18 protein-coding genes are annotated in these 17,595 nt (G+C 62.5%); 7 read left to right on the top strand and 11 right to left on the bottom strand.

Features of this window, described 5'->3' with window-relative positions:
• Positions 1-380, top strand: a 380-nt coding sequence (locus X803_RS22290; protein ID WP_035778640.1) for an Ldh family oxidoreductase, incomplete at its 5' end; no start/stop codon positions are given.
• Positions 381-424: 44 nt separating this feature from the next.
• Here X803_RS22290 and X803_RS0111260 read toward each other — a convergent pair.
• From X803_RS0111260 to X803_RS19420, 5 genes are read right to left on the bottom strand one after another with little or no spacing between them, the layout of a single operon-like run.
• Positions 425-1,177 carry an ATP-binding cassette domain-containing protein gene (locus X803_RS0111260; RefSeq protein WP_026545216.1) on the bottom strand — a complete coding sequence of 251 codons (753 nt, stop codon included), beginning with the start codon at positions 1,175-1,177 and terminating at the stop codon, positions 425-427.
• Positions 1,170-2,138 carry a PfkB family carbohydrate kinase gene (locus X803_RS19435; RefSeq protein ID WP_051470690.1) on the bottom strand — a complete coding sequence of 323 codons (969 nt, stop codon included), beginning with the start codon at positions 2,136-2,138 and terminating at the stop codon, positions 1,170-1,172. Before X803_RS19435 ends, X803_RS0111260 begins: the two co-directional genes overlap by 8 nt.
• The gene (locus tag X803_RS19430) at positions 2,114-3,100 is read right to left on the bottom strand and encodes a sugar phosphate isomerase/epimerase family protein (RefSeq protein WP_051470689.1); all 987 of its coding nucleotides are present in this window, start codon (positions 3,098-3,100) and stop codon (positions 2,114-2,116) included. Before X803_RS19430 ends, X803_RS19435 begins: the two co-directional genes overlap by 25 nt.
• Positions 3,100-4,122 carry an ABC transporter permease gene (locus X803_RS19425; RefSeq protein ID WP_051470688.1) on the bottom strand — a complete coding sequence of 341 codons (1,023 nt, stop codon included), beginning with the start codon at positions 4,120-4,122 and terminating at the stop codon, positions 3,100-3,102. The genes X803_RS19430 and X803_RS19425 overlap by 1 nt, the downstream gene beginning before the upstream one ends.
• Positions 4,123-4,166: 44 nt before the next feature.
• On the bottom strand, positions 4,167-5,267 hold the full coding sequence (locus tag X803_RS19420; RefSeq protein ID WP_216699053.1) for a sugar ABC transporter substrate-binding protein: 1,101 nt from the start codon (positions 5,265-5,267) through the stop codon (positions 4,167-4,169).
• A gap of 293 nt (positions 5,268-5,560) precedes the next feature.
• Between X803_RS19420 and X803_RS0111235 the strand changes: the two genes are divergently transcribed.
• Positions 5,561-6,562, top strand: coding sequence for a sugar-binding transcriptional regulator (locus X803_RS0111235; RefSeq protein WP_026545215.1), 1,002 nt, complete (start codon positions 5,561-5,563; stop codon positions 6,560-6,562).
• Here X803_RS0111235 and X803_RS0111230 read toward each other — a convergent pair.
• The gene (locus X803_RS0111230; protein ID WP_026545214.1) at positions 6,559-7,599 is read right to left on the bottom strand and encodes an NAD(P)-dependent oxidoreductase; all 1,041 of its coding nucleotides are present in this window, start codon (positions 7,597-7,599) and stop codon (positions 6,559-6,561) included. The genes X803_RS0111235 and X803_RS0111230 overlap by 4 nt on opposite strands.
• A gap of 10 nt (positions 7,600-7,609) precedes the next feature.
• A complete protein-coding gene (locus tag X803_RS0111225) occupies positions 7,610-8,251 on the bottom strand; it encodes an HAD family hydrolase (protein ID WP_026545213.1) in 642 nt (213 codons plus the stop codon).
• 152 nt (positions 8,252-8,403) lie between these two features.
• Here X803_RS0111225 and X803_RS0111220 point away from each other — a divergent pair, with 152 nt between their 5' ends.
• The gene (locus X803_RS0111220) at positions 8,404-9,309 is read left to right on the top strand and encodes an SMP-30/gluconolactonase/LRE family protein (protein WP_035778637.1); all 906 of its coding nucleotides are present in this window, start codon (positions 8,404-8,406) and stop codon (positions 9,307-9,309) included.
• Between the two features lie 41 nt (positions 9,310-9,350).
• Here the strand turns inward: X803_RS0111220 and X803_RS19415 are convergent, their stop codons facing one another.
• The 4 genes from X803_RS19415 to X803_RS19410 all read right to left on the bottom strand — a co-directional run bounded on the left by X803_RS19415 (position 9,351) and on the right by X803_RS19410 (position 13,681).
• Positions 9,351-10,796, bottom strand: a complete 1,446-nt coding sequence (locus X803_RS19415) for a xylulokinase (protein ID WP_051470687.1) — start codon at positions 10,794-10,796, stop codon at positions 9,351-9,353.
• 7 nt (positions 10,797-10,803) lie between these two features.
• Positions 10,804-11,637, bottom strand: a complete 834-nt coding sequence (locus tag X803_RS0111210) for a class I fructose-bisphosphate aldolase (RefSeq protein WP_026545211.1) — start codon at positions 11,635-11,637, stop codon at positions 10,804-10,806.
• 92 nt (positions 11,638-11,729) lie between these two features.
• Entirely contained in the window at positions 11,730-12,770 is a 1,041-nt protein-coding gene (locus X803_RS0111205) for a zinc-dependent alcohol dehydrogenase (protein ID WP_026545210.1), read from the bottom strand.
• Positions 12,771-12,859: 89 nt separating this feature from the next.
• Positions 12,860-13,681 carry a DeoR/GlpR family DNA-binding transcription regulator gene (locus X803_RS19410; RefSeq protein ID WP_035778636.1) on the bottom strand — a complete coding sequence of 274 codons (822 nt, stop codon included), beginning with the start codon at positions 13,679-13,681 and terminating at the stop codon, positions 12,860-12,862.
• A gap of 312 nt (positions 13,682-13,993) precedes the next feature.
• On the opposite strand from X803_RS19410, the gene X803_RS0111195 reads away from it, so the two are divergent.
• The 4 genes from X803_RS0111195 to X803_RS0111180 all read left to right on the top strand — a co-directional run bounded on the left by X803_RS0111195 (position 13,994) and on the right by X803_RS0111180 (position 17,592).
• On the top strand, positions 13,994-14,674 hold the full coding sequence (locus tag X803_RS0111195) for a GntR family transcriptional regulator (RefSeq protein WP_035778634.1): 681 nt from the start codon (positions 13,994-13,996) through the stop codon (positions 14,672-14,674).
• A 37-nt stretch (positions 14,675-14,711) separates the two neighbouring features.
• The gene (locus tag X803_RS0111190) at positions 14,712-15,749 is read left to right on the top strand and encodes a DctP family TRAP transporter solute-binding subunit (protein WP_026545208.1); all 1,038 of its coding nucleotides are present in this window, start codon (positions 14,712-14,714) and stop codon (positions 15,747-15,749) included.
• Positions 15,750-15,886: 137 nt separating this feature from the next.
• Complete coding sequence (locus tag X803_RS21110; RefSeq protein WP_156930053.1) at positions 15,887-16,318, top strand: TRAP transporter small permease; 432 nt, start codon at positions 15,887-15,889, stop codon at positions 16,316-16,318.
• A complete protein-coding gene (locus X803_RS0111180) occupies positions 16,315-17,592 on the top strand; it encodes a TRAP transporter large permease (protein ID WP_026545206.1) in 1,278 nt (425 codons plus the stop codon). The genes X803_RS21110 and X803_RS0111180 overlap by 4 nt, the downstream gene beginning before the upstream one ends.
• Positions 17,593-17,595 lie beyond the last annotated feature (3 nt).

Below are 17,595 nucleotides of genomic sequence, written 5' to 3'. Positions count from 1 at the left end.
TGGGCGGCACGGAAGCGCTGTCCAGCCACAAGGGGTACGGGCTTGCGCTCATGGTGCAGATCCTGGCCGGCGCGCTCGCCGGAGCCACCTTTGCGCCGTTGCGGGAGCCGTCCGACCCGAACGACATCGGCCACTTCTGCCTGGTGATTGATCCGGCATTCTTCGGGGATCGGGAGCAGTTCGCGGCGTCGGTGTCGCAGATCGTGGACACGCTGCGGGCCGAGCCGCCCGCCTCGCCGGACCGCCCGGTGCTGGTGCCGGGTGATATCGAGCGGACCGTCCGGGCCGAGCGGCTGGAAGGCGGCATCCCGCTGAGCGAAGCCCTGGTGAGCGAGATCCGAGACATCTGCACGCAGAATGAGGCGCCGTTTCACCTTTGAAAGCAGCGGACGCAGGGAACAATCCCCTGCGTCCGCGTGTGTCCCTAGCTGGTCGCGATGTCGGCGCCGGTCAGCAGCTCGACCAGCTCGCGGCCCGTGGTTTCTGATGCCTTCCGGCTGGCCACCGCACGGCCCTGACGCATCACCCAGATGACATCAGCCAAGCCCATGACCTCCTCGAAGTTGTGGCTGATGAGGATGACAGTGATGCCCTGCTCCCGCAGCGATGCGATCAGGCGGTGCACCTCAGCGCTCTCGTTCGGTCCGAGTGCGGCCGTAGGCTCATCGAAGATCACGGTCTTGGCACCCCAGGCGACGGCCCGGCAGATTGCCACTGCCTGACGCTGGCCGCCCGACATCCCTCCGATCTCCTGGGTCAGGGACAACGTGGTGTTGCCGATCCGGGCGAGCATCTCCCGTGCACCGCTCTTCATCTTCTTTCGGTTGAGCAGCCGGAAGGGCCAGATCCCTGTCCGCAGTTCCCGGGAGAGGTACAGGTTCTGCACCACGTCCAGCGTGTCGATCACCGCGAGGTCCTGGTACACCGTCTCGATGCCCAGTTCCCTGGACGCGTGCGGAGAGTGGATCTTGGCGGGCGCGCCGTCGACCAGGATTTCGCCCGTTGTCGGCTCATGAATGCCCGAGAGGCACTTGATCAACGTGCTCTTGCCCGCGCCGTTGTCCCCAATGATCGCGGTCACCTTCCCGGTGGGGATCTGCATGGACACTCCGCGAAGGGCGTGCACGCCCCCGAAGTATTTTTCGACGTTCTTGAATTCGATCATGTTCTCAGCCATGAGTGTGTCCCGATGCTTTCACGATAGAAGGATGGTCTTGCTGGTTGGGAGCCGTGAGATAGGACTCCAGTTGGGGCCGGTCGGCCGCCTCGAGATAGGAAACCGGCTTCTGGCACACAATCCGCCCGGCGGCGTCGCCCGCGGCCAGCGCCTCGGCGAAAGTCAGGCCCTGCGCCAGACCGACGACGAACGTCCCGAGGAAGGTGTCCCCCGCACCGATCGAATTGGTCACCGCTACCGGTGTGCCCTTCACGCTGCCCGCAACGCCGCTGGCGTCGAGGTAGACGGATCCTTCGGAGCCGAGAGTCAGTACGACGGCGGGCGCCCCCGCCTCCCGCAATCCGCGCAGCAGGGCGGCCGGGTCATCTTCATTCGGCCGGGCGAGCACAATCTGCGCCTCTTCCCTATTCAGAACGACGACGTCGGCAAGCGGCACCATGGATTCCGCACCCGGCAGAACCGGCGACAGATTGAGGACCACCGTGGATCCTGCTGATCGGAAGCTCACCGCAGCGTGTCGGCAGGTCTCCAGCGGAACCTCCAGGTTGAGCACCGCGAACTCCGGTGCACCGTGGCGCTCAAGGAGGCTGTCGACGTCGTCCGGGGAGAAGTTGCCGTTGGCACCGGGGATGACCACGGTGTCGTACTCCCCGGCTGCGCTCACCCTGACATGCCCGACACCGGTCCCGGCGGCCTCATCGGTGATGAGGCCGTCGGTGGCCATGCCCGCCGCCGTCAGGGTCTCCGCGATGAATCCGCCGAAGCTGTCCCGTCCTACCCGGCCCACCAGGTGAACATCGTCAAAGACGGCAACGGTCAGCGCGGTATTCAGGCTCTTGCCGCCGGCGGACATTGCGAAGCTCTTGCCCTCGGCGTACCTGGACGCGTCGCTCGAGGCATCGAGGTAGGCGACGAGGTCCACGTTGATTGAACCGGCTACGCAGATACGGTGTGGGCGCATTTCTCCCCCATGACGGTCTCCCACAGTATGGGAGCGGAGTCCAGAACATTCCCGGTGGGAAGTTCAGGGTACTCCCGCACCAGCGTCTGTGCCCTTTCAATGATGGACCCCATGCGTACGATGTTCATCGCACACTCCTGGATGGGGTCTTCGCGAACGGGGTCAGTGTCGAAGTAGTACGTGCCGGCGTAGCCTTCACGTACCAGGTAGTACGCAAGTTCGATGGTCTCAGACAGGTGGATGCTGCCAACCATCAGACCGTCGTCCGCGACTCCATGGGAGTCGTTGAGCTGCAGACCGAAGAGCTTTCCTGCAGCCAGGCACAGCGCGGCGGACTGGGCCGGGTTCTCCCGGGCCATCAGCAGATGCCCGAAGTCGAGGGTGACTCCCACGTTCGGGCGGTCGCAATCATTGACCAGGCTCATGACCGCGCCGGTGGTGTTGAGGATGGTGCGTCCCCGCGGTTCTGCCGGCTTGTACTCGATCGAGATCCGCACGCTGGGGTTGTGGTCTGCAACAGCCTGCAGGCTCTCCACCATCCAGGCCCATGACTTGGTGTAATCCATCTGGAGCGGATACTCGTAGCCGTCATGAGCGGGCCAGAGCAGAACGTGGTCGGCGCCGAAGGACGCGCACAGATCAATGGCTTCCCTGACCAGCTGCACCGCTTCGTCGCGAATTTGGGCATCCGCATTGGTGAACCCGCCGTTGGCGAACCGGGGCGCAGGCCACCGGAGCTGGAGTGCCGGCACGTCGAGACCTGCCTGCGCGAGCGCGTCCTTGATCTCAGCTACGGAGTGCTTGGTGAAGTGTTCGGGGTAGTTGAGTTCCAGGGAAGTCAGGCCCTGGACCTTCCCGGCCTGGACAATGAGGTCCAGTACGGACTCCTCACCGCTGGGGAGCTTTTTGCCCTGCCCCAGCGCGAATGAGTTGAGGCGGGTGGAGTACTTGACGGGGTTCATTAGCGCTTCGCTTTCGATCGTGTTGCAAAGCGGTCCACGAGGACCGCGAGGAGAATGATGAGGCCGGTGATGACAAGTTGGTAAAACGGGTTCACGTTCAGCAGCGTGAGTCCGGTGCGGATCGACCCGAGGAGCAGTGCCCCGAGCACGGTTCCGATGATGGAGGCCCTGCCGCCCATCAGGCTGGTGCCGCCTACCACGACTGCCGCAATGACGGTCAGTTCGTAGCCGGTTCCAGAGATCGGTTCGGCAGCACCGATACGGCTGATCAGCAGGATCGCGGCGAGACCGGAGAGGCCGCCCGCAAGGACGAACGCGGAGACCTTGGTGCGCTTGACTGCGATGCCGCTCTTGAGTGAGGCATCGGAGTTTGTTCCGACTGCCTTGAGGTGCACGCCGAGTTTGGACCGGTTGAGGATGAGGTAGCAGATGGCCGTCACCACGAGGAGCAGGATGATGGAGTTGGGAATGGGTCCGATTGTTCCACTGAGAATGTTCCGGAAGCCCTGGTCCAGGCCGAAAATCGGAACTCCTTCGGTGTAGAGGAACGCCAGTCCGCGGTACACGTTGAGGGTCGCCAGTGTGACCACGAAGGATTCCAGGGAGAACACTGCGGACAGCGCGCCGTTCAGGAATCCGAGTACTGCACCGAGCGCGATTCCGGCGAGGATCGTCGGGATCGCACCCCAGGCGTCGAGGTTGGCTGCGCAGACAACACTGACCAGGCCGACGATCGACCCGACCGAGAGATCGATTCCGCCTGTCACGATCACCAGGGTCATGCCGAGGGCGATGATCGCGATGATCGCCGACTGGACTCCCATCTCGAGGAGGTTGCTGACGCTGAGGAATGAAGGGACCAGCGCGGTGAAGAATGCGAAGGTCAGAATCAACGCAAAGATGACCCCGAGAATGCGGTGGTGGGCCAGGTCCGGAAGCCGGAGTGAGCGTTTGGTGGCCGTCCCCCCGACGGCTCCGCCTCCTGTCGCTGCGGGAAGGGACTGCTTGGTTTGAGGAGTCACGCTAAGAGCTTTCTCTGAGTGCCGGGCGGGGCTTGGGAATGGCATTAGTCGAGGGTGGGGGGAGCGTCGTCAACGTTTTCCGCGGTGATCAGCGCCTGCGGGGTGTACACCGCGCGGGGCACGTCCTGGCCGCCGAGGAGACGAAGCGCGACATTCACGGAGACCTGACCGGTCAGGTAGGGGTAGGAATCCACGGTTGCGGTGAGGTCTCCCGCGCGGATAGCGTCATAGGCAGCTTCCACGCCATCCGTGCCGATAACCATGATTTCGCCCTTCTTGCCGGCCGAGTTCACTGCCTCCGCAACCCCGAGGGCCATGCCGTCGTTATTCGCGTAAATGGCCTTGATCTCCGGGTACTGGCCGATGATCGTCGTCGCAGCATCACGGGCCTTGGCAATGTCCCAGTCCGCAGGGACGCTCGCAACGACCTCAAGTCCGCCTTCCTCGGCGGTGGTGGTGAAGCCCTCAGTGCGCTGCTTGGCTGCATAGACGCCGGCCTGGCCCTCGATGACGGCGACCTGCGCGCCTTCTCCGGCGGATTCGATCACGAATTCAGCGGCGCTGATGCCGTTCTGGATCTGGTTGGGCCCAACCCACTGCTTGGCCCCCGGCAGGACGGCGTCGTTGACGTTGATCACCAGCAGGCCAGCCTGTTCCGCCTTCTCCACCGCTGGGCAGAGGTTGGTGTCTGTCTGAGGCGAGACGAGCATCGTAGCCTCGTTCTGCAGCATGGTTTCGGCTGCGTTCAGCTGGCCGACCTGGTCAGATTCGGTGGCGGCTGCCTGCACGGACACGGGAACGCCGTACTTTTCAGCGGCGGCGGTTTGTCCCTCCGACAGCGCCAGCCAGTACTGGTTGCCGAGGAACTTCATGATTGATCCGATCTCCGTACCTTCTTCAGGTTCGGGAACCGGACCCAGTGAGGCTTCGAGCTCGGAGTATTCGACGCTGTCCTCGGCGTCATCGGTGCTGAACGGTTCGCCTTCGACCGAGCAGGATGTGCCCTCAGCGCCGCCACCGGCGGCTGCTGATGATCCGGCGGTGGTGGAACCGCCGGTTCCACATCCTGCCAGTGCGAATGCCATCGCCAGGATGGAAAGGGCCCCCACAACCTTCGGTGCGGGCGTCGTCGTTGACTGGTTCATTTTCTGTCCCTACAAGAGTCGGTCAGCACGAATATTTCCGGATGGAACTTCGGTGCTGCGGTTGAGCTAGTGTCTGGAGTCTAGGAGTTTTCAAGCGTTCAAAACGGACGCCGAAACAGAATGGCGTAACAATTAAGCGCTGTTGAATATCCATTCAGCAAGTGATCTGGGACACAGCATGACCGATAGCCAGCCGGTCCGCCCAGCCACACTCCCAGCTCGGTACGATGATCGAACAACACCGATAATCGGCCCTGCATATATATTCAGCCAAGCTCGAAAGACATCCTTTTATGACGCCGCACTCCGACCAGCAGTCACTCTCAACAGCCAGCCCCGATCAGCTTCGACTGCTGACCAAGATCGCGGTGCTCTACCACGAGGAAGGTCTCCCCCAGGCTGAAATCTCTGATCGCCTGAACCTTTCGCAGGCACGTGTTTCCCGTTGCCTCCGCGTTGCCGCTGAGCTCGGCATCGTGCGCACGTCGGTTGTCCAGCCGCCGGGCATCTATGTCGGGCTGGAGAAAGCGCTGGAGGAGAAATACGGCCTAAAGGAGGTGGTCGTCGCGGACATGGTGGATGACGCCACCCTTGGGATGCGTCTCGGCTCCTGCGCAGCGACCTACCTGGAGACCACGATTGAGGTGAATGACGTCGTCGGCATTTCCTCGTGGAGCACCACGCTCCTGCAGACTGTGGAGGCGATGCGGTCGCGCCCGCGGAAAGTCCTCAGTGAGGTGATCCAGATGATTGGCGGCGTCGGCAGTCCACAGGCGCAGATCCAGGCTACGCGGTTGGTGTCCCACTTCGCGGAACTGACCTCCGCGAAGCCGTTCTATATGCCGGCACCCGGTCTGGTCGCGAACCGTGAGATCCGCGAAGCTTTCCTCGACGAGCCCGGTGTTGCGAGCACCATTGAGGCCTGGACACGGCTCAACACGTCGGTTGTCGGAATCGGCACGTTTCCAGCGTCACCACTGTGGAAGGCCAGCGGCAATGCGCTCACGGAGAAGGAGGAGCGCGCACTCTCGGAATCCGGGGCGGTCGGGGAGATCTGTCTCCGTTATTTCGACATCGATGGGGCACCGATGCACCCCGAGATCGAGGAACGCATGATCTCAATTGATTCAGCGTCGATGCTCAATATCCCTCGAAGGATCGGAGTTGCCGGCGGATTGCGCAAACTCGACGCTATCCGTGGCGCCATCAATGGTGGCTGGGTCAACGTGCTGATCACCGATTCAGAGGTGGCGCGGCAGCTGCTGGAACCGCCGCAGCTGACAAGCCGTCGCTAACCGACAGGCTTGTTCCTGTACCGTCCTACCAGTTCCGGGGCCGCCGGTTGCAGGCGGACGGGCGGCAGGCCGCGTTCCATCAGCAGGAGGTCGTCGACCACCATGTCTCCGATCGAATGGAACGCCTGCTCAATCCCGCCGGCGCGGTGAGGCGAGAGGATGACGTTGGGAAGCTCCCTGAAAGGACTGTCCGCTGGCAGCGGTTCGGTAGGCCAGACGTCGATGGCGGCATACAGCCGACCGGTCACCAGCCGTTCGTGGAGTGCCTCGTAGTCCACCACCGCGGCCCGGCTGACAAGGATGATCCGAGCATCCTGCTGGAGGAGATCGAGCTTCGCGGCGTCCAGCAGGTGCGCACTGCCTGCCGTTGCAGTGGCAAAGACGTAAATGAACCGGCTGGCGGACAGAGTCTCCTCCAGCGTTGCGGCGATCCCGCCGTCCTCCTCAACGACGGCCGGAGGCAACCACGGGTCGTAGATCCGAACCTCGTTTTGAAACGGTTGAATCAGCCGGTGGAGCCGTCGGCCCAGGTTCCCATAACCAAGGATGCCCACCGGAGCACGGTGCAGCAGCACCGCGCCGCTGTTTGATTCGCTGACATATTTTTCCTCCCCGGCGCGCATGGCCGCGTCCTGCCAGCTGATTCCGCGCGCGAGGTCAATGGCGAGGCCGAGAGAGTACTCCGCGACGGCCTGCGCATACGCTGAGCCGCAGCCGAGGACGCGTACGCCATGTGAGAAAGCCGTCGGATAATCCACGTTGGGGAAGAAGTTGCCCTCCACGTTAATCAGCGCCCGCAGGTTTTCAGCCGCTTCAAGCCTTCCGGTATCGAGGTCCGGCTGCCCGACGATTGCGAACGCCTCGGGCAGCCGGCGGTCGAGTTCGCCGGGGTCGGAGGAATCTTCCAGGTCAACTACCTGGAAATTGTTCTTCAGCCGCTTCAGCGCGTCGGCGGTGAAAATACGGTCCCGTTTCTGCGGCGCCGGACAGAGCAGTACAACTGGTTTTGCGGAGCGCGTCTCGGTCTTGTCCTTCATGGCATGAACCCTAGAGGGAGGTGGTCAGGTCAGCCGGTAGGGCGGCCCGAGAGTTATGCGAGTGTCTGACTCCCACCGTGAACGCGCCAAGTTGGCGTCCGATGTCAAGGTAGTAATCGCTGTCTTCCAACACCACACACGGTGGTACACAGTTCGATCGGAAGAGCGCTTCCTTGTCCTCGCCGGGGCCGCGCCGGGCAACCGTGACGAAGCTGTCGAGGCGCCAGAGTTTCAGGAGCTCTTCGATCAGATCGGGATCCCCGTTGGACACTACCGTCTGCTGAACGGCAACACCTGCCAGTTCCGGCATCAGCCGAGAGGCGATCCAGGACGGCTGAAGGCCGGCGCGGGCTACTTCGGCGACCACCACCCCGCGCTCCGCGTGAAGCTCCTCGATTTCATCCGTGCCGGCCGGGAACCCCCGATCGATCACGCGATGCCAGATCCAGTCCTCTGTATTCCCGACCAACTCTGAAAAGAAGTCATCAGCAAACCGGTAGTGCCGGCGCGTTGCGAGCTCCCGGTAGCTGTCCTCATGCAGCGGCTCCGTGTGCGCGACGACTCCATCGAAGTCCCAGATGACACGCGCTCCGCTTGCGCGGTTGAGGATCTGGGCGGTGACGGCGTCTGCGCTGGTATCCGCGTGGTTCACGGGCGGTACGACCTTTCGCGGGAGAGGTGGGCGACGGGTGGGGTTTCATCGTAGGTTATGCCCGCCCACCGAGCCCTCCTTGATAGGTTCACAGTCGGACATAGAGTGCCAAGGACATCCCCCTGAAACCACGAGCCAGCCGGAGCGGCCCCATGACATCTGATACGGAAGCACTGCCGGCGGACGCCGGAATCTACATCCTCAGCGAAGGGCCGGTCTGGGACCCCGGCACGGGCCGCCTGACGTGGGTGGACATCGAGGCAGGCCTCCTGCTCTCGGCGGAACTCACGGAACCGGCCGGGGGCCCGGCCCTTGGCCCGGTCCGTCGTCTGGAACTCAAAGAGTACGTGGGCTGCGCATGCCCGCTCGACGGCGGAAGCACGCTGGTGGCGCTCACCCGGCAGCTCGCCGTCGTCCACCCGGACGGGACCATCCGCCGCAGCTCCATCCTGGTCCCCGAAGGTCAGCGCTTCAATGACGGCGAGATCGATCCGCAGGGCCGCCTGGTCGCCGGAACGCTGTGGCTGGACGGGTCCGGATCGGACGCCAACCGCCTCATCCGCCTCGAGCACGACGGATCCGTCACCACGCTCGACGACGACCTGCAGCTCTCCAACGGACTCGGCTGGTCACCTGATGGTTCCGTCTTCTACTCCACCGACACCCCCGCCGGGAAGATCTACCGCCGCTCCTACAGCGCCGACGCAGTGGGGCAACGGGAAGAGTTCCTTACGTTCGACGACGGTGTGTTCCCTGACGGTCTCACGGTCGACGCCGACGGGAACCTGTGGGTGGCCATCTGGGGCGGCGGTGGAGTGCGGGTGTACGACGCGGCCGGCAACCGGCGGCCCGACCTAGGCCTGCGCATCAACGCCCCGCACTCCTCCAGCGTCACCTTCGCGGGGGCGGCGCTGGACATCGCCGTGGTCACCAGCGCCTCACGCGACCTCTCCGCGCAGGAACGGACCCAGTATCCCGACGCCGGGGGCCTCTTCCTGGCGCGCACGCCGGTCCGCGGACTTCCGCCGACGCCGTGGAAAGAGGCGCCGCTCGCTTAGAGTGCTGGTCCGGGAGAGTGCGAGCCGCCCAAGTCCTCTCCCTAGGCCTGACGAAGAAATTGGGTTCTGGCATCCGTGAAACCGTTCCACCGGGACTCAATCAGGCGCCCAAGCTCGGGGCGGGGCTTGAACCTTTCGAGGTTCTGCTCGAAGCTGAGCAGGCTGCCGACCCCCTCCGCCGCCAGAAGCGCTGCACCGACCGCAGGAAGATGGGACTCGTTGCTGACCGACATGGGGACAGCGCACAGGTCCGAAGCGAGCTGGGCGAAGGCTCCTCCGGCCCTGACGTCACCAGCCAGAACCACGTTACGGGTGGAGCTGGACGAGAAGCTCTCCAGGACCAGCCGGTCCGTGAAGAGCACGCCCTCGACGGCGGCCCAGGCGGCCGCGTCCTCGTCCGTGTCCGCAGTCATTCCAACGAAACCGGCTCGCGGGCTACCGATCCAGAACGGGCCGCGCTCGGTACGGACATGCGGTATGAACCACGGCGCACGCTGGATCGCCCCGACGTCGGCAGCCATGGCGCGATCCACAAGCGCCTGGACAGCGTCGCTTCCTGTTCCGTAGCCGAGCATCCGTGCAGCAACCGACAGGGCGAGCCCACCGTTACATACACCGTGCCGCAGCCACTGCCCCGGCCGGAGATAGGACCTCTGCAGGTGGAGACCGTCGGTGGTGGGTGCAAAGCCATGCTCCGTGATGACATGAGTGGTGCCGAGCGAAAAGAGCCGGGCCTGGTCCTTTTCGATGCCGGCGGCGAACGCGGCACAGGCGGTATCGCCGCCGCCGACCACGACCGGCGTGTGGGGTTGGAGCCCCAACGCGAGGGCCGCCGTCGTCGTGAGCGTGCCGAGTGTGGAGAGGGAGGCGCGGACGGGAGGCAGCACCCCGGCCGGAATTCCGAGCCGCTCGGCCAGCGCCTCCTCCCACGTCCAGTCGCCGGTCAAGTCAAAACAACCGAAATAAGACGCCTGCGTGGGATCCATTGCCCACTCCCCAGTCAGCCGGTGACCGATATAGGTACCGACGGAACCCAGGAAACGGAGGTTACGGGCAATCTCGGGCTCTTCAGCCTGAATCAGCAGGTACGCGGCCGCCATGAAGGTTGCCGGGGTCACCCTGTTGCCGAGGCGGGTGACCTCCTCCGGGGAGAGGCGGGCGATGAGGGAGCGCGTAATGTCCTGCAGGCCCGGCGCTTCGAACCGATAGCCGGCGCTGAGGTGCCCGCCGTCGTCGTCCATCGGAACGCCGACGGGGCAGTGGATTGAGAGGCCTATGCCCGCCAACTCCAGATCGGCAGCGTCCAGTTCCCTGCACGCCTCCTGCACGCTGGCCCACCAGGAGAGAGGGTCAACGCGCCCGGAGTCGATTGGAAGTTCCACCGCGTGACGTACGCGCGTCCTCCGAATCGGAACTCCGCGTTCGGTCAGCACGACCGCCTTGGTGGCGGTCGTGCCGACATCGATACCGATGAAGTGCTCGGGCATGGTCCGGCTAGGAGAGGTGCTTCGAAGCGACGGCGGCTGTTGCCCCGTCATGCACGATCGCGCGCAGGGCCGTGATGATCTTCGCCGGATCTTCCGCACCCCAGACGTTACGGCCGAAGGTCAGGCCGGCAGCCCCTGCCTGCATGACAGACTCAGCCATTTCGAGTACCTCGAGATCGGTGTCCGCCTTCGCGCCGCCGGCCACCATCACCAGCGCCGGTGTGCCGGCCACGACCTCGGCGAAGCTCTCGCTTGAGCCCGTGTACCAGGTCTTGACGACGTCGACACCCAGTTCCGCTGCGGCACGCGCGGCGTAGAGCACGGATTCAAGGCTTCCCTTGCGGTCGCCCCATAGGTCACCGCTCGGGTACGCGTGGCAGACCGTAGGCATGCCTAGCCCGGCTGCCTTTTCAACGGTCGCAGACAGCATCTCGAGCATCTGCGGCTGCACGGAAGAACCGGCGCTGATGCCGACGGCGACGGCGTCGGCGCCGAGCCGGACGGCGTCGTCGACGCTGCCGATCATGGCGTCAAAGGTGAGGTGGAAATCAACCGAGAACGAGGATGCCTTGAGAATCCACGGCAACGGTTCCGGCTCATTTGCGAGCAGCGCGGCGCCGATGCCCTTGCTCACCGTGATGGCGTTCGGATTGCCCGCCCTAACGGAGCGGTAGGTGTCATTGATACGGGCAAGCTGCGGTGCTACACCGCGGGGAACGGCCTGGTCGAGCGCCACGACGAGGGCTTTTCCTTCCGTGCCGAAGAGGCGGCGCAGACGGATTGCGCGCCCTAGTGCGCTGGTCACACCGATGGGATTGAAAGGGGTGGTGTTGCTGGACATAGCGGTTCTCCTCTGGGAATGAAGGGCTTTGTGGGGATGGGTTGGGGAATGGAAGTCTTGATATAGGGCCGTCAGGGTGCGCTGATCCGGCCTCAACTGATTCGGGCAGCGACGCCGACCCTGAGGTCGCGTCCGGCCTTCGCCGCTTCGATCGCACCAACGGTGTCATCGATGCTGAACGTGGTGGTGACAAGGTCCTCCACCTCGAGGGTGCCGTCCGCAACCAGGGAAGCGACATACTGGAAATCGGAAAGATGGCAGGAGGAGCTCCCGACGAGCACGTACTCGTTGTAATGCACCTCATTGGCGGACAGCTGAAGCGTGTCCTTGCCTGTCGGGAAGCCGGCAAACAGGTTGACTTTCGCCCCCGGAGCAAGCGCGCCCAGATAGGGTTCGAAGGCATCGGCACGCCCAACGGCAACGACCATTGCGTCCACTCCGGCACCATCCGTGAAATCGCGGATGGATTCAACCACACCGTCACCGGGTGCCAGAGTGAGCTGCGCACCGGAGGCGGCCGCAACCTTGAGCCGTTCTTCGGAGGGATCCACAGCGATGATCTGCTGCACTCCGATCGCTTTGGCGAGCCGGATGTGCATGAGCCCCAGCGGCCCGCATCCGGTGACCAGGAGCGCCTGGGCATCGGCTGCATCAATCAGCTTGAGTCCGTTATATGCGCAGGACAGAGGCTCAATGACCGCGGCACTGTTCGGTTGGATGCCGTTGACCTTGACCATGTTCTGCACAGCCGCGGCTGGGACGCGGACATACTCAGCGAAGCCGCCGGGGAACTGGTACCCGAACGCCAGTCGATTCCGACAGATGTTCGCCTTCCCGCGGGTGCAGGCCACACACTCGCCGCAGGACACCAGTGGGTACACCGCCACGAGGTCTCCGACAGAAAGACCCTCAGGCAACTCACCGTTGCATTCGGTGATGGTGCCGGCGAATTCGTGGCCCATGACGGTGGGATAGCTGACGTTCTTCTTCTTGGTGCCCTCGTAGATGCGGATATCCGTTCCGCAGACAAGGGCGGACTCCACCCGTAGCAGGCAGTCACCGGCCTCGAGTTCCGGTACGGGAACATCTATGACGTCCATCTGCAGAGGAGCTGAAAGTACGGCTTGCTTCACGGGAGAGTACCTTTCGGTTGGAGGGCCGGCGCCCTCTTCAAACAGTCTGTATAGAGGTGCACAAAAGTGCGGATGCGGAATGCTTCGGGTTAGCTCGCTCTGGCATCGTCTTGCGCGTCCGAGTCCATGGCGACCACTGACACTTCAAGCGTTCTCACCGACCGGAATGGTTCGACAGCCTCCGCACCGGACGCATCATCGGTGATGATCGTGCAGTCCTCCGGCAGTGCGGCCCAGTAGGTGGACCAGTCCGCATTCAATTTCGATGAGTCCGCGACGACGACTGCCCTGCGGGTATGGGACAGCATCAATGACTTGAGGCTGTTCTGTTCAAGGGTGCGCGAGGAAATACCACGCGTGACGTTGAGGCAATCAGTGCCAAGGAAGGCGATATCCGCCTGGACACTACGCACTACCGACTCCGCGATAGGCCCGATCATTGCCTGGTTGGTGAGGCGAACCGACCCCCCCAGCGCAATCACGTGGATATCGGAGTCCGAGGCTGCAAGGACGTTCAGGGCGTTCAGTCCGTTCGTCAGGATAGTCAGGCCAGGGATGTTGACCAGGTATCGACTGAGCTGCCCTGTGGTTGTGCCGGCGTCCAGCAACACTGTTGAGCCCGGCTGCACGAGTTGTGCTGCGGCGCGGGCAATTGCGTCCTTCTCGGCCGCGTGGCTTACCTCGCGTTCCCGAAGTGTTTGCTCAGCACGCAGGTTTCCAATCACCGCACCGCCATAGGTTCGGGTAATAAGGCCGTTCTGGCCCAGGAAATCGAGATCCCTACGCACCGTTGCGACCGAAACACCAAAGTGGCGGCTCAGGTCTTCAACCTGGATGCTTCCACCATTGCTGCGCAGTCGTTCGAGGATGAGCTCCCGGCGTTGGCTGGCAGTACCTGACTTCTCGGTCATCGTGGCCCTTTCGTCGATCCCCCATAATGATTACATCGATCATAACTCTGCGTCAACCGATCACGAGAAATTGCGGAGTCCGCTCACAGGGATTCGGATATGAGTGGTGAAAACCCCTTGACCCGACGATAAATGAGCGGTCTAATCATTCACAGGCAATCTGAACGCGCTCAACGATCATCCCGTGCCACAAGCAGGGACAGTCGGAATGAGCAAAACGTGCACATGGCTCACCCGCCACCCAAGCCCGTTTGTGAAGTAGATCTCCTCATCCTCTTGTATTCGGAATACGGTATACCGCATACTCAGAGTATGGAATCGATGATGATGCCCGTAGCTGAGCGGAAACTCAGTTCACACATGTACCGGGAACTGGAGAACGCGATTGTGGAATGTGCGCTCCCGCCAGGAACGCCGCTCAGCGACCGCGAGCTCGCTCAGCAGTTCGGAGTGTCACGCACCCCGGTGCGGGACACTCTCCACCTCCTCGAAGCTTCCGGACTCGTGGAACGTGGACCCCGCACAGGATGGACCGTGACGCAGATAGGGCTTCAGGACGTCCGCGAACTCTACGAGCTGCGGTCCCTTTTGGAACCCGCCGGTCTCGCCAGAATCGTCGAATGGGCAGAGGCAGAACTTGCGAAGGTCGCCACAATGTTTGACGACTTCTCGGTTCCAATGGCTCAAGCAGACGTCGAACGCTATCTCACCCGGGACGACGAGTTCCACCAGTTGATTATCAAGGCCACCGGCAATGCTCAGCTGACCCGGGCCTATTACGTAGTCGACCGGCAGTTGGCGCGGTGCAAACGATTCGTGTCCTACCAGGACGACTCCCGGCGGGAGGACAGCCTGCGCGAGCACCGGGAGGTATGCAAGGCGCTCGGCCGGCGCGACGAAGGCGCGGCACGAGCAGCACTGCTGGACCACATCCGCGTCGCGCAGGAAGCAATCACCACCGCCATCAAGGCGTCCGCACCACTGAACGTCTAAGCAATAGAAGTAAGCAAGAAATTCAAAGGAGAATGAAATGCCCAGGAAATTTCTGACCGCCGCAGCTGCAGCGGTCACTCTGACAGTAGCCACCGCCCTCACGGGTTGTGGTGGCGGAGGAAACGGAGCGGACGCAGGCGGGGAAGCGCCCACCACCACTATCCGGCTCGGCGTTGGTGACCCTGCAGCTTCCTCCGTCGGTGTCACTGCAGAGCACTTCGCTGAAAAGGTCGCCGAGCTCAGCGACGGCAGGGTCACAGTCGAGACTTTCCCGGACGGAACCCTGTTCGGCGGTGATCAGAACGCCGCCGTGAACCTTCTTGGAAACGGTACGTTGGACTCCACCATCATCTCGACCTCGGTCTACGCCTCTTTCGAGCCGCGAATGAACGCGATCAGTCTTCCCTATCTCTTCAAAGATATGGAGGAGTTCTCTGGCTATCTGGAGGGCGAGCCCGGCCAGGAGCTGCTCAGCTCACTGGACGCACTGGACATCAAGGGCGTGACAATGCTGACCCGCACGCCGCGTCACACAACGAACTCGGTAAAGCCGATCGAGATGCCAGAAGACTTCGAAGGACTAAAGATCCGCGTGCCGCAAAACGACCTGTGGGTGAAGTTCTTCGGATCGCTCGGGGCCAACCCCACGCCGATGGACTTCAAGGAGGTCTACACGGCGCTGCAGCTAGGCACGATCGACGGCCAAGAGAACCCGCTTGAGGTGCCGGTCAACAACAAGTTCTTCGAAGTACAGGACTATCTCTCCCTGACCGGGCATATCTCTGACGGCTACGTCCTGGGTTTCAACAAGGCGAAGTGGGAGTCCTACGACGAGGAAACCCAGGCGGTGCTTGAGGAAGCTGCAACTGAAACTGCCGAATTCAAGGCCCAGTACGACACAGACGAAGCCGAAAAGACCCTCGCGATGCTCGAAGAGGAGGGCGTGCAGATCAACGAACTGACGCCGGAGGCCCAAGAGGCGTTCCAGCAGGCGGCGGAAAAGGTCTACCCCGAACTGCAGGGGGCAATCGGCGAGGAATTCGTCCAGTCAAGTCTCGAATTCCTAGGACGGTAAGGGGCGTGGGTTCGGTGCAGGATAGAGAGGATGCCTCCAACAATCCTTCAGAGGTGATACGTGCCGCTGACGACTCGGAACCCCGCGGTGTCATTTGGAGGGTCATAGATGCGCTTCTGTTTGCCGGGATTAGCGTCATGCTGCTCGCCGTGGCGGCCCAGGTGGTCAGTCGGCAGCTAGGAGCATCCATCTCATGGACCGAAGAGCTGACCCGCTTCCTGTTCATGGGCACCACGTTCCTCGGGATGGCGACAGGGTTCAGGGCAGCTGCCCACCCGCGCGTCAGCTTCCTGCTGACGGCGGGGCCTTTGTGGCTCAAGAAAATCGCGCCGCACCTTTACGCAGTCTGCGGTATCGGCTTTTTCAGCGTCCTGATCGTCAAGACTTCGGAGCTCCTGATGCAGCAGATCGCAAGCGGGGAGACGAGTCCAGCGCTCGGCGTGGGAATGTTCATCGTCACGCTGCCCCTCGTCGTTGCGGCAGCGCTGTCGATCGTCGCCCACATCAAGACTGTGTACTTTTCGCCTACGATGCGTAAAAAAATTGAGGAAGGAGGGGTCATCGTATGAGCCTGACTCTGCTCGGCATCTTTTTTCTGCTCCTGCTAATGGGCGTACCGCTGGCTGTGTCCCTCGGCGTCGGAGTGGTCGCGACACTGTTGATCTTCGATATTCCCCTGGACCTGTTGCCGCAGTCGATGATGAGTTCGATGAACAGCTTCCTTTTGGTGGCAGTTCCGCTCTTCGTCCTCGCTGGCAACGTCATGGCCGGAGGAGGAATTTCTGACCGCATATTCCATGGCGCTGAGGTGATTTTCGGCCGCTACCGGGGCGGACTAGGACAGGTGAACATAGCGGCTAGCGCAATCTTCGGCGGCATCTCGGGGTCCTCGGTGGCGGACGTGGTAAGCCTCGGCAAGATCGAGATCAAGGCGATGACGGACCACAAGTATCCGCGTCCCTACGCCGCAGCCATGACAATGGTGACTTCGACACTTTCGTCACTAATGCCGCCGAGCATCCTCATCATCATTGCCGCCTCAACGGCGAGCGTTTCTGTAGGGGCGGCACTGGCCGGGGGACTCGGTCCGTCGGTGGTGCTCATTGCGGTCCTGATGGTCCTGAATTATGTCCTCTCCGTGCGCCACGGTTATGGACAGATCTCAAAGACAGGTTTCAAGAAAGGACTGGCCATCGTCCTTGCCGGGATTCCTGCTCTGGGTGGGCCGGTGGTTATCCTCGTTGGTCTGTTCGGTGGATTCTTCACGCCCACGGAAGCCGCTGCCGTGGCGGTTATATACAGTCTGCTGGTAGGAATTTATGTCTACCGGGATATGAAGTGGGGCCAGATGCCCAAAATGATTATCGATTCCGGTCTCACTACGGGCATCATCCTGCTGATTGCCATGATCGCCAACGTTGCTTCGTATATCTTCACTATCGACGGTTTGCCGGCGAAGGTCAGCGGCTGGCTCTTGGGAGTCACTACCAACCCGATTGCCGTGATGCTGCTGATCGGGCTGATCCTCATCATTATCGGAACCGTGATGGACATCGTTGCTGCCATCCTGTTGTGCTCGCCAATCCTCATGCCCGCCGCGCTCGCAGCCGGTATCGACCCCATCCACTTTGTCGTCTACCTGGTAGCCGCACTGTCAGTCGGTCTAGTCACACCCCCCGTCGGCGTTTCCCTATTCGCCACCTCTTATGTCAGTGGCTTGCCGATTGAAAAGATCGTCAAGGCAGCGACACCCCATTACGTGGTCATGGTTGCCGCCATCGTCTTGCTGGCCGTCTTCCCGCAACTCATCCTATGGCCCGCAGAGGCCCTCACCAACAACTAGGTC

Source organism: Arthrobacter sp. 35/47, assembly GCF_000520475.1.
Classification (GTDB): Bacteria; Actinomycetota; Actinomycetes; order Actinomycetales; family Micrococcaceae; genus Arthrobacter_D; species Arthrobacter_D subterraneus.
This window is presented reverse-complemented; position numbering and strand designations above follow the sequence as displayed.

Bases quoted from the DNA above. Each gene is read 5' to 3' on its own strand.
- X803_RS0111210 (WP_026545211.1), bottom strand. From the start codon at position 11,637: ATGTCCAGCAACACCACCCCTTTCAATCCCATCGGTGTGACCAGCGCA.
- X803_RS19435 (WP_051470690.1), bottom strand. From the start codon at position 2,138: ATGCGCCCACACCGTATCTGCGTAGCCGGTTCAATCAACGTGGACCTC.
- X803_RS0111180 (WP_026545206.1), top strand. From the start codon at position 16,315: ATGAGCCTGACTCTGCTCGGCATCTTTTTTCTGCTCCTGCTAATGGGC.
- X803_RS0111195 (WP_035778634.1), top strand. From the start codon at position 13,994: ATGGAATCGATGATGATGCCCGTAGCTGAGCGGAAACTCAGTTCACAC.
- X803_RS0111235 (WP_026545215.1), top strand. From the start codon at position 5,561: ATGACGCCGCACTCCGACCAGCAGTCACTCTCAACAGCCAGCCCCGAT.
- X803_RS19415 (WP_051470687.1), bottom strand. From the start codon at position 10,796: ATGCCCGAGCACTTCATCGGTATCGATGTCGGCACGACCGCCACCAAG.
- X803_RS0111230 (WP_026545214.1), bottom strand. From the start codon at position 7,599: ATGAAGGACAAGACCGAGACGCGCTCCGCAAAACCAGTTGTACTGCTC.
- X803_RS19410 (WP_035778636.1), bottom strand. From the start codon at position 13,681: ATGACCGAGAAGTCAGGTACTGCCAGCCAACGCCGGGAGCTCATCCTC.
- X803_RS19430 (WP_051470689.1), bottom strand. From the start codon at position 3,100: ATGAACCCCGTCAAGTACTCCACCCGCCTCAACTCATTCGCGCTGGGG.
- X803_RS21110 (WP_156930053.1), top strand. From the start codon at position 15,887: ATGCTGCTCGCCGTGGCGGCCCAGGTGGTCAGTCGGCAGCTAGGAGCA.
- X803_RS0111190 (WP_026545208.1), top strand. From the start codon at position 14,712: ATGCCCAGGAAATTTCTGACCGCCGCAGCTGCAGCGGTCACTCTGACA.
- X803_RS0111220 (WP_035778637.1), top strand. From the start codon at position 8,404: ATGACATCTGATACGGAAGCACTGCCGGCGGACGCCGGAATCTACATC.
- X803_RS0111260 (WP_026545216.1), bottom strand. From the start codon at position 1,177: ATGGCTGAGAACATGATCGAATTCAAGAACGTCGAAAAATACTTCGGG.
- X803_RS19420 (WP_216699053.1), bottom strand. From the start codon at position 5,267: ATGAACCAGTCAACGACGACGCCCGCACCGAAGGTTGTGGGGGCCCTT.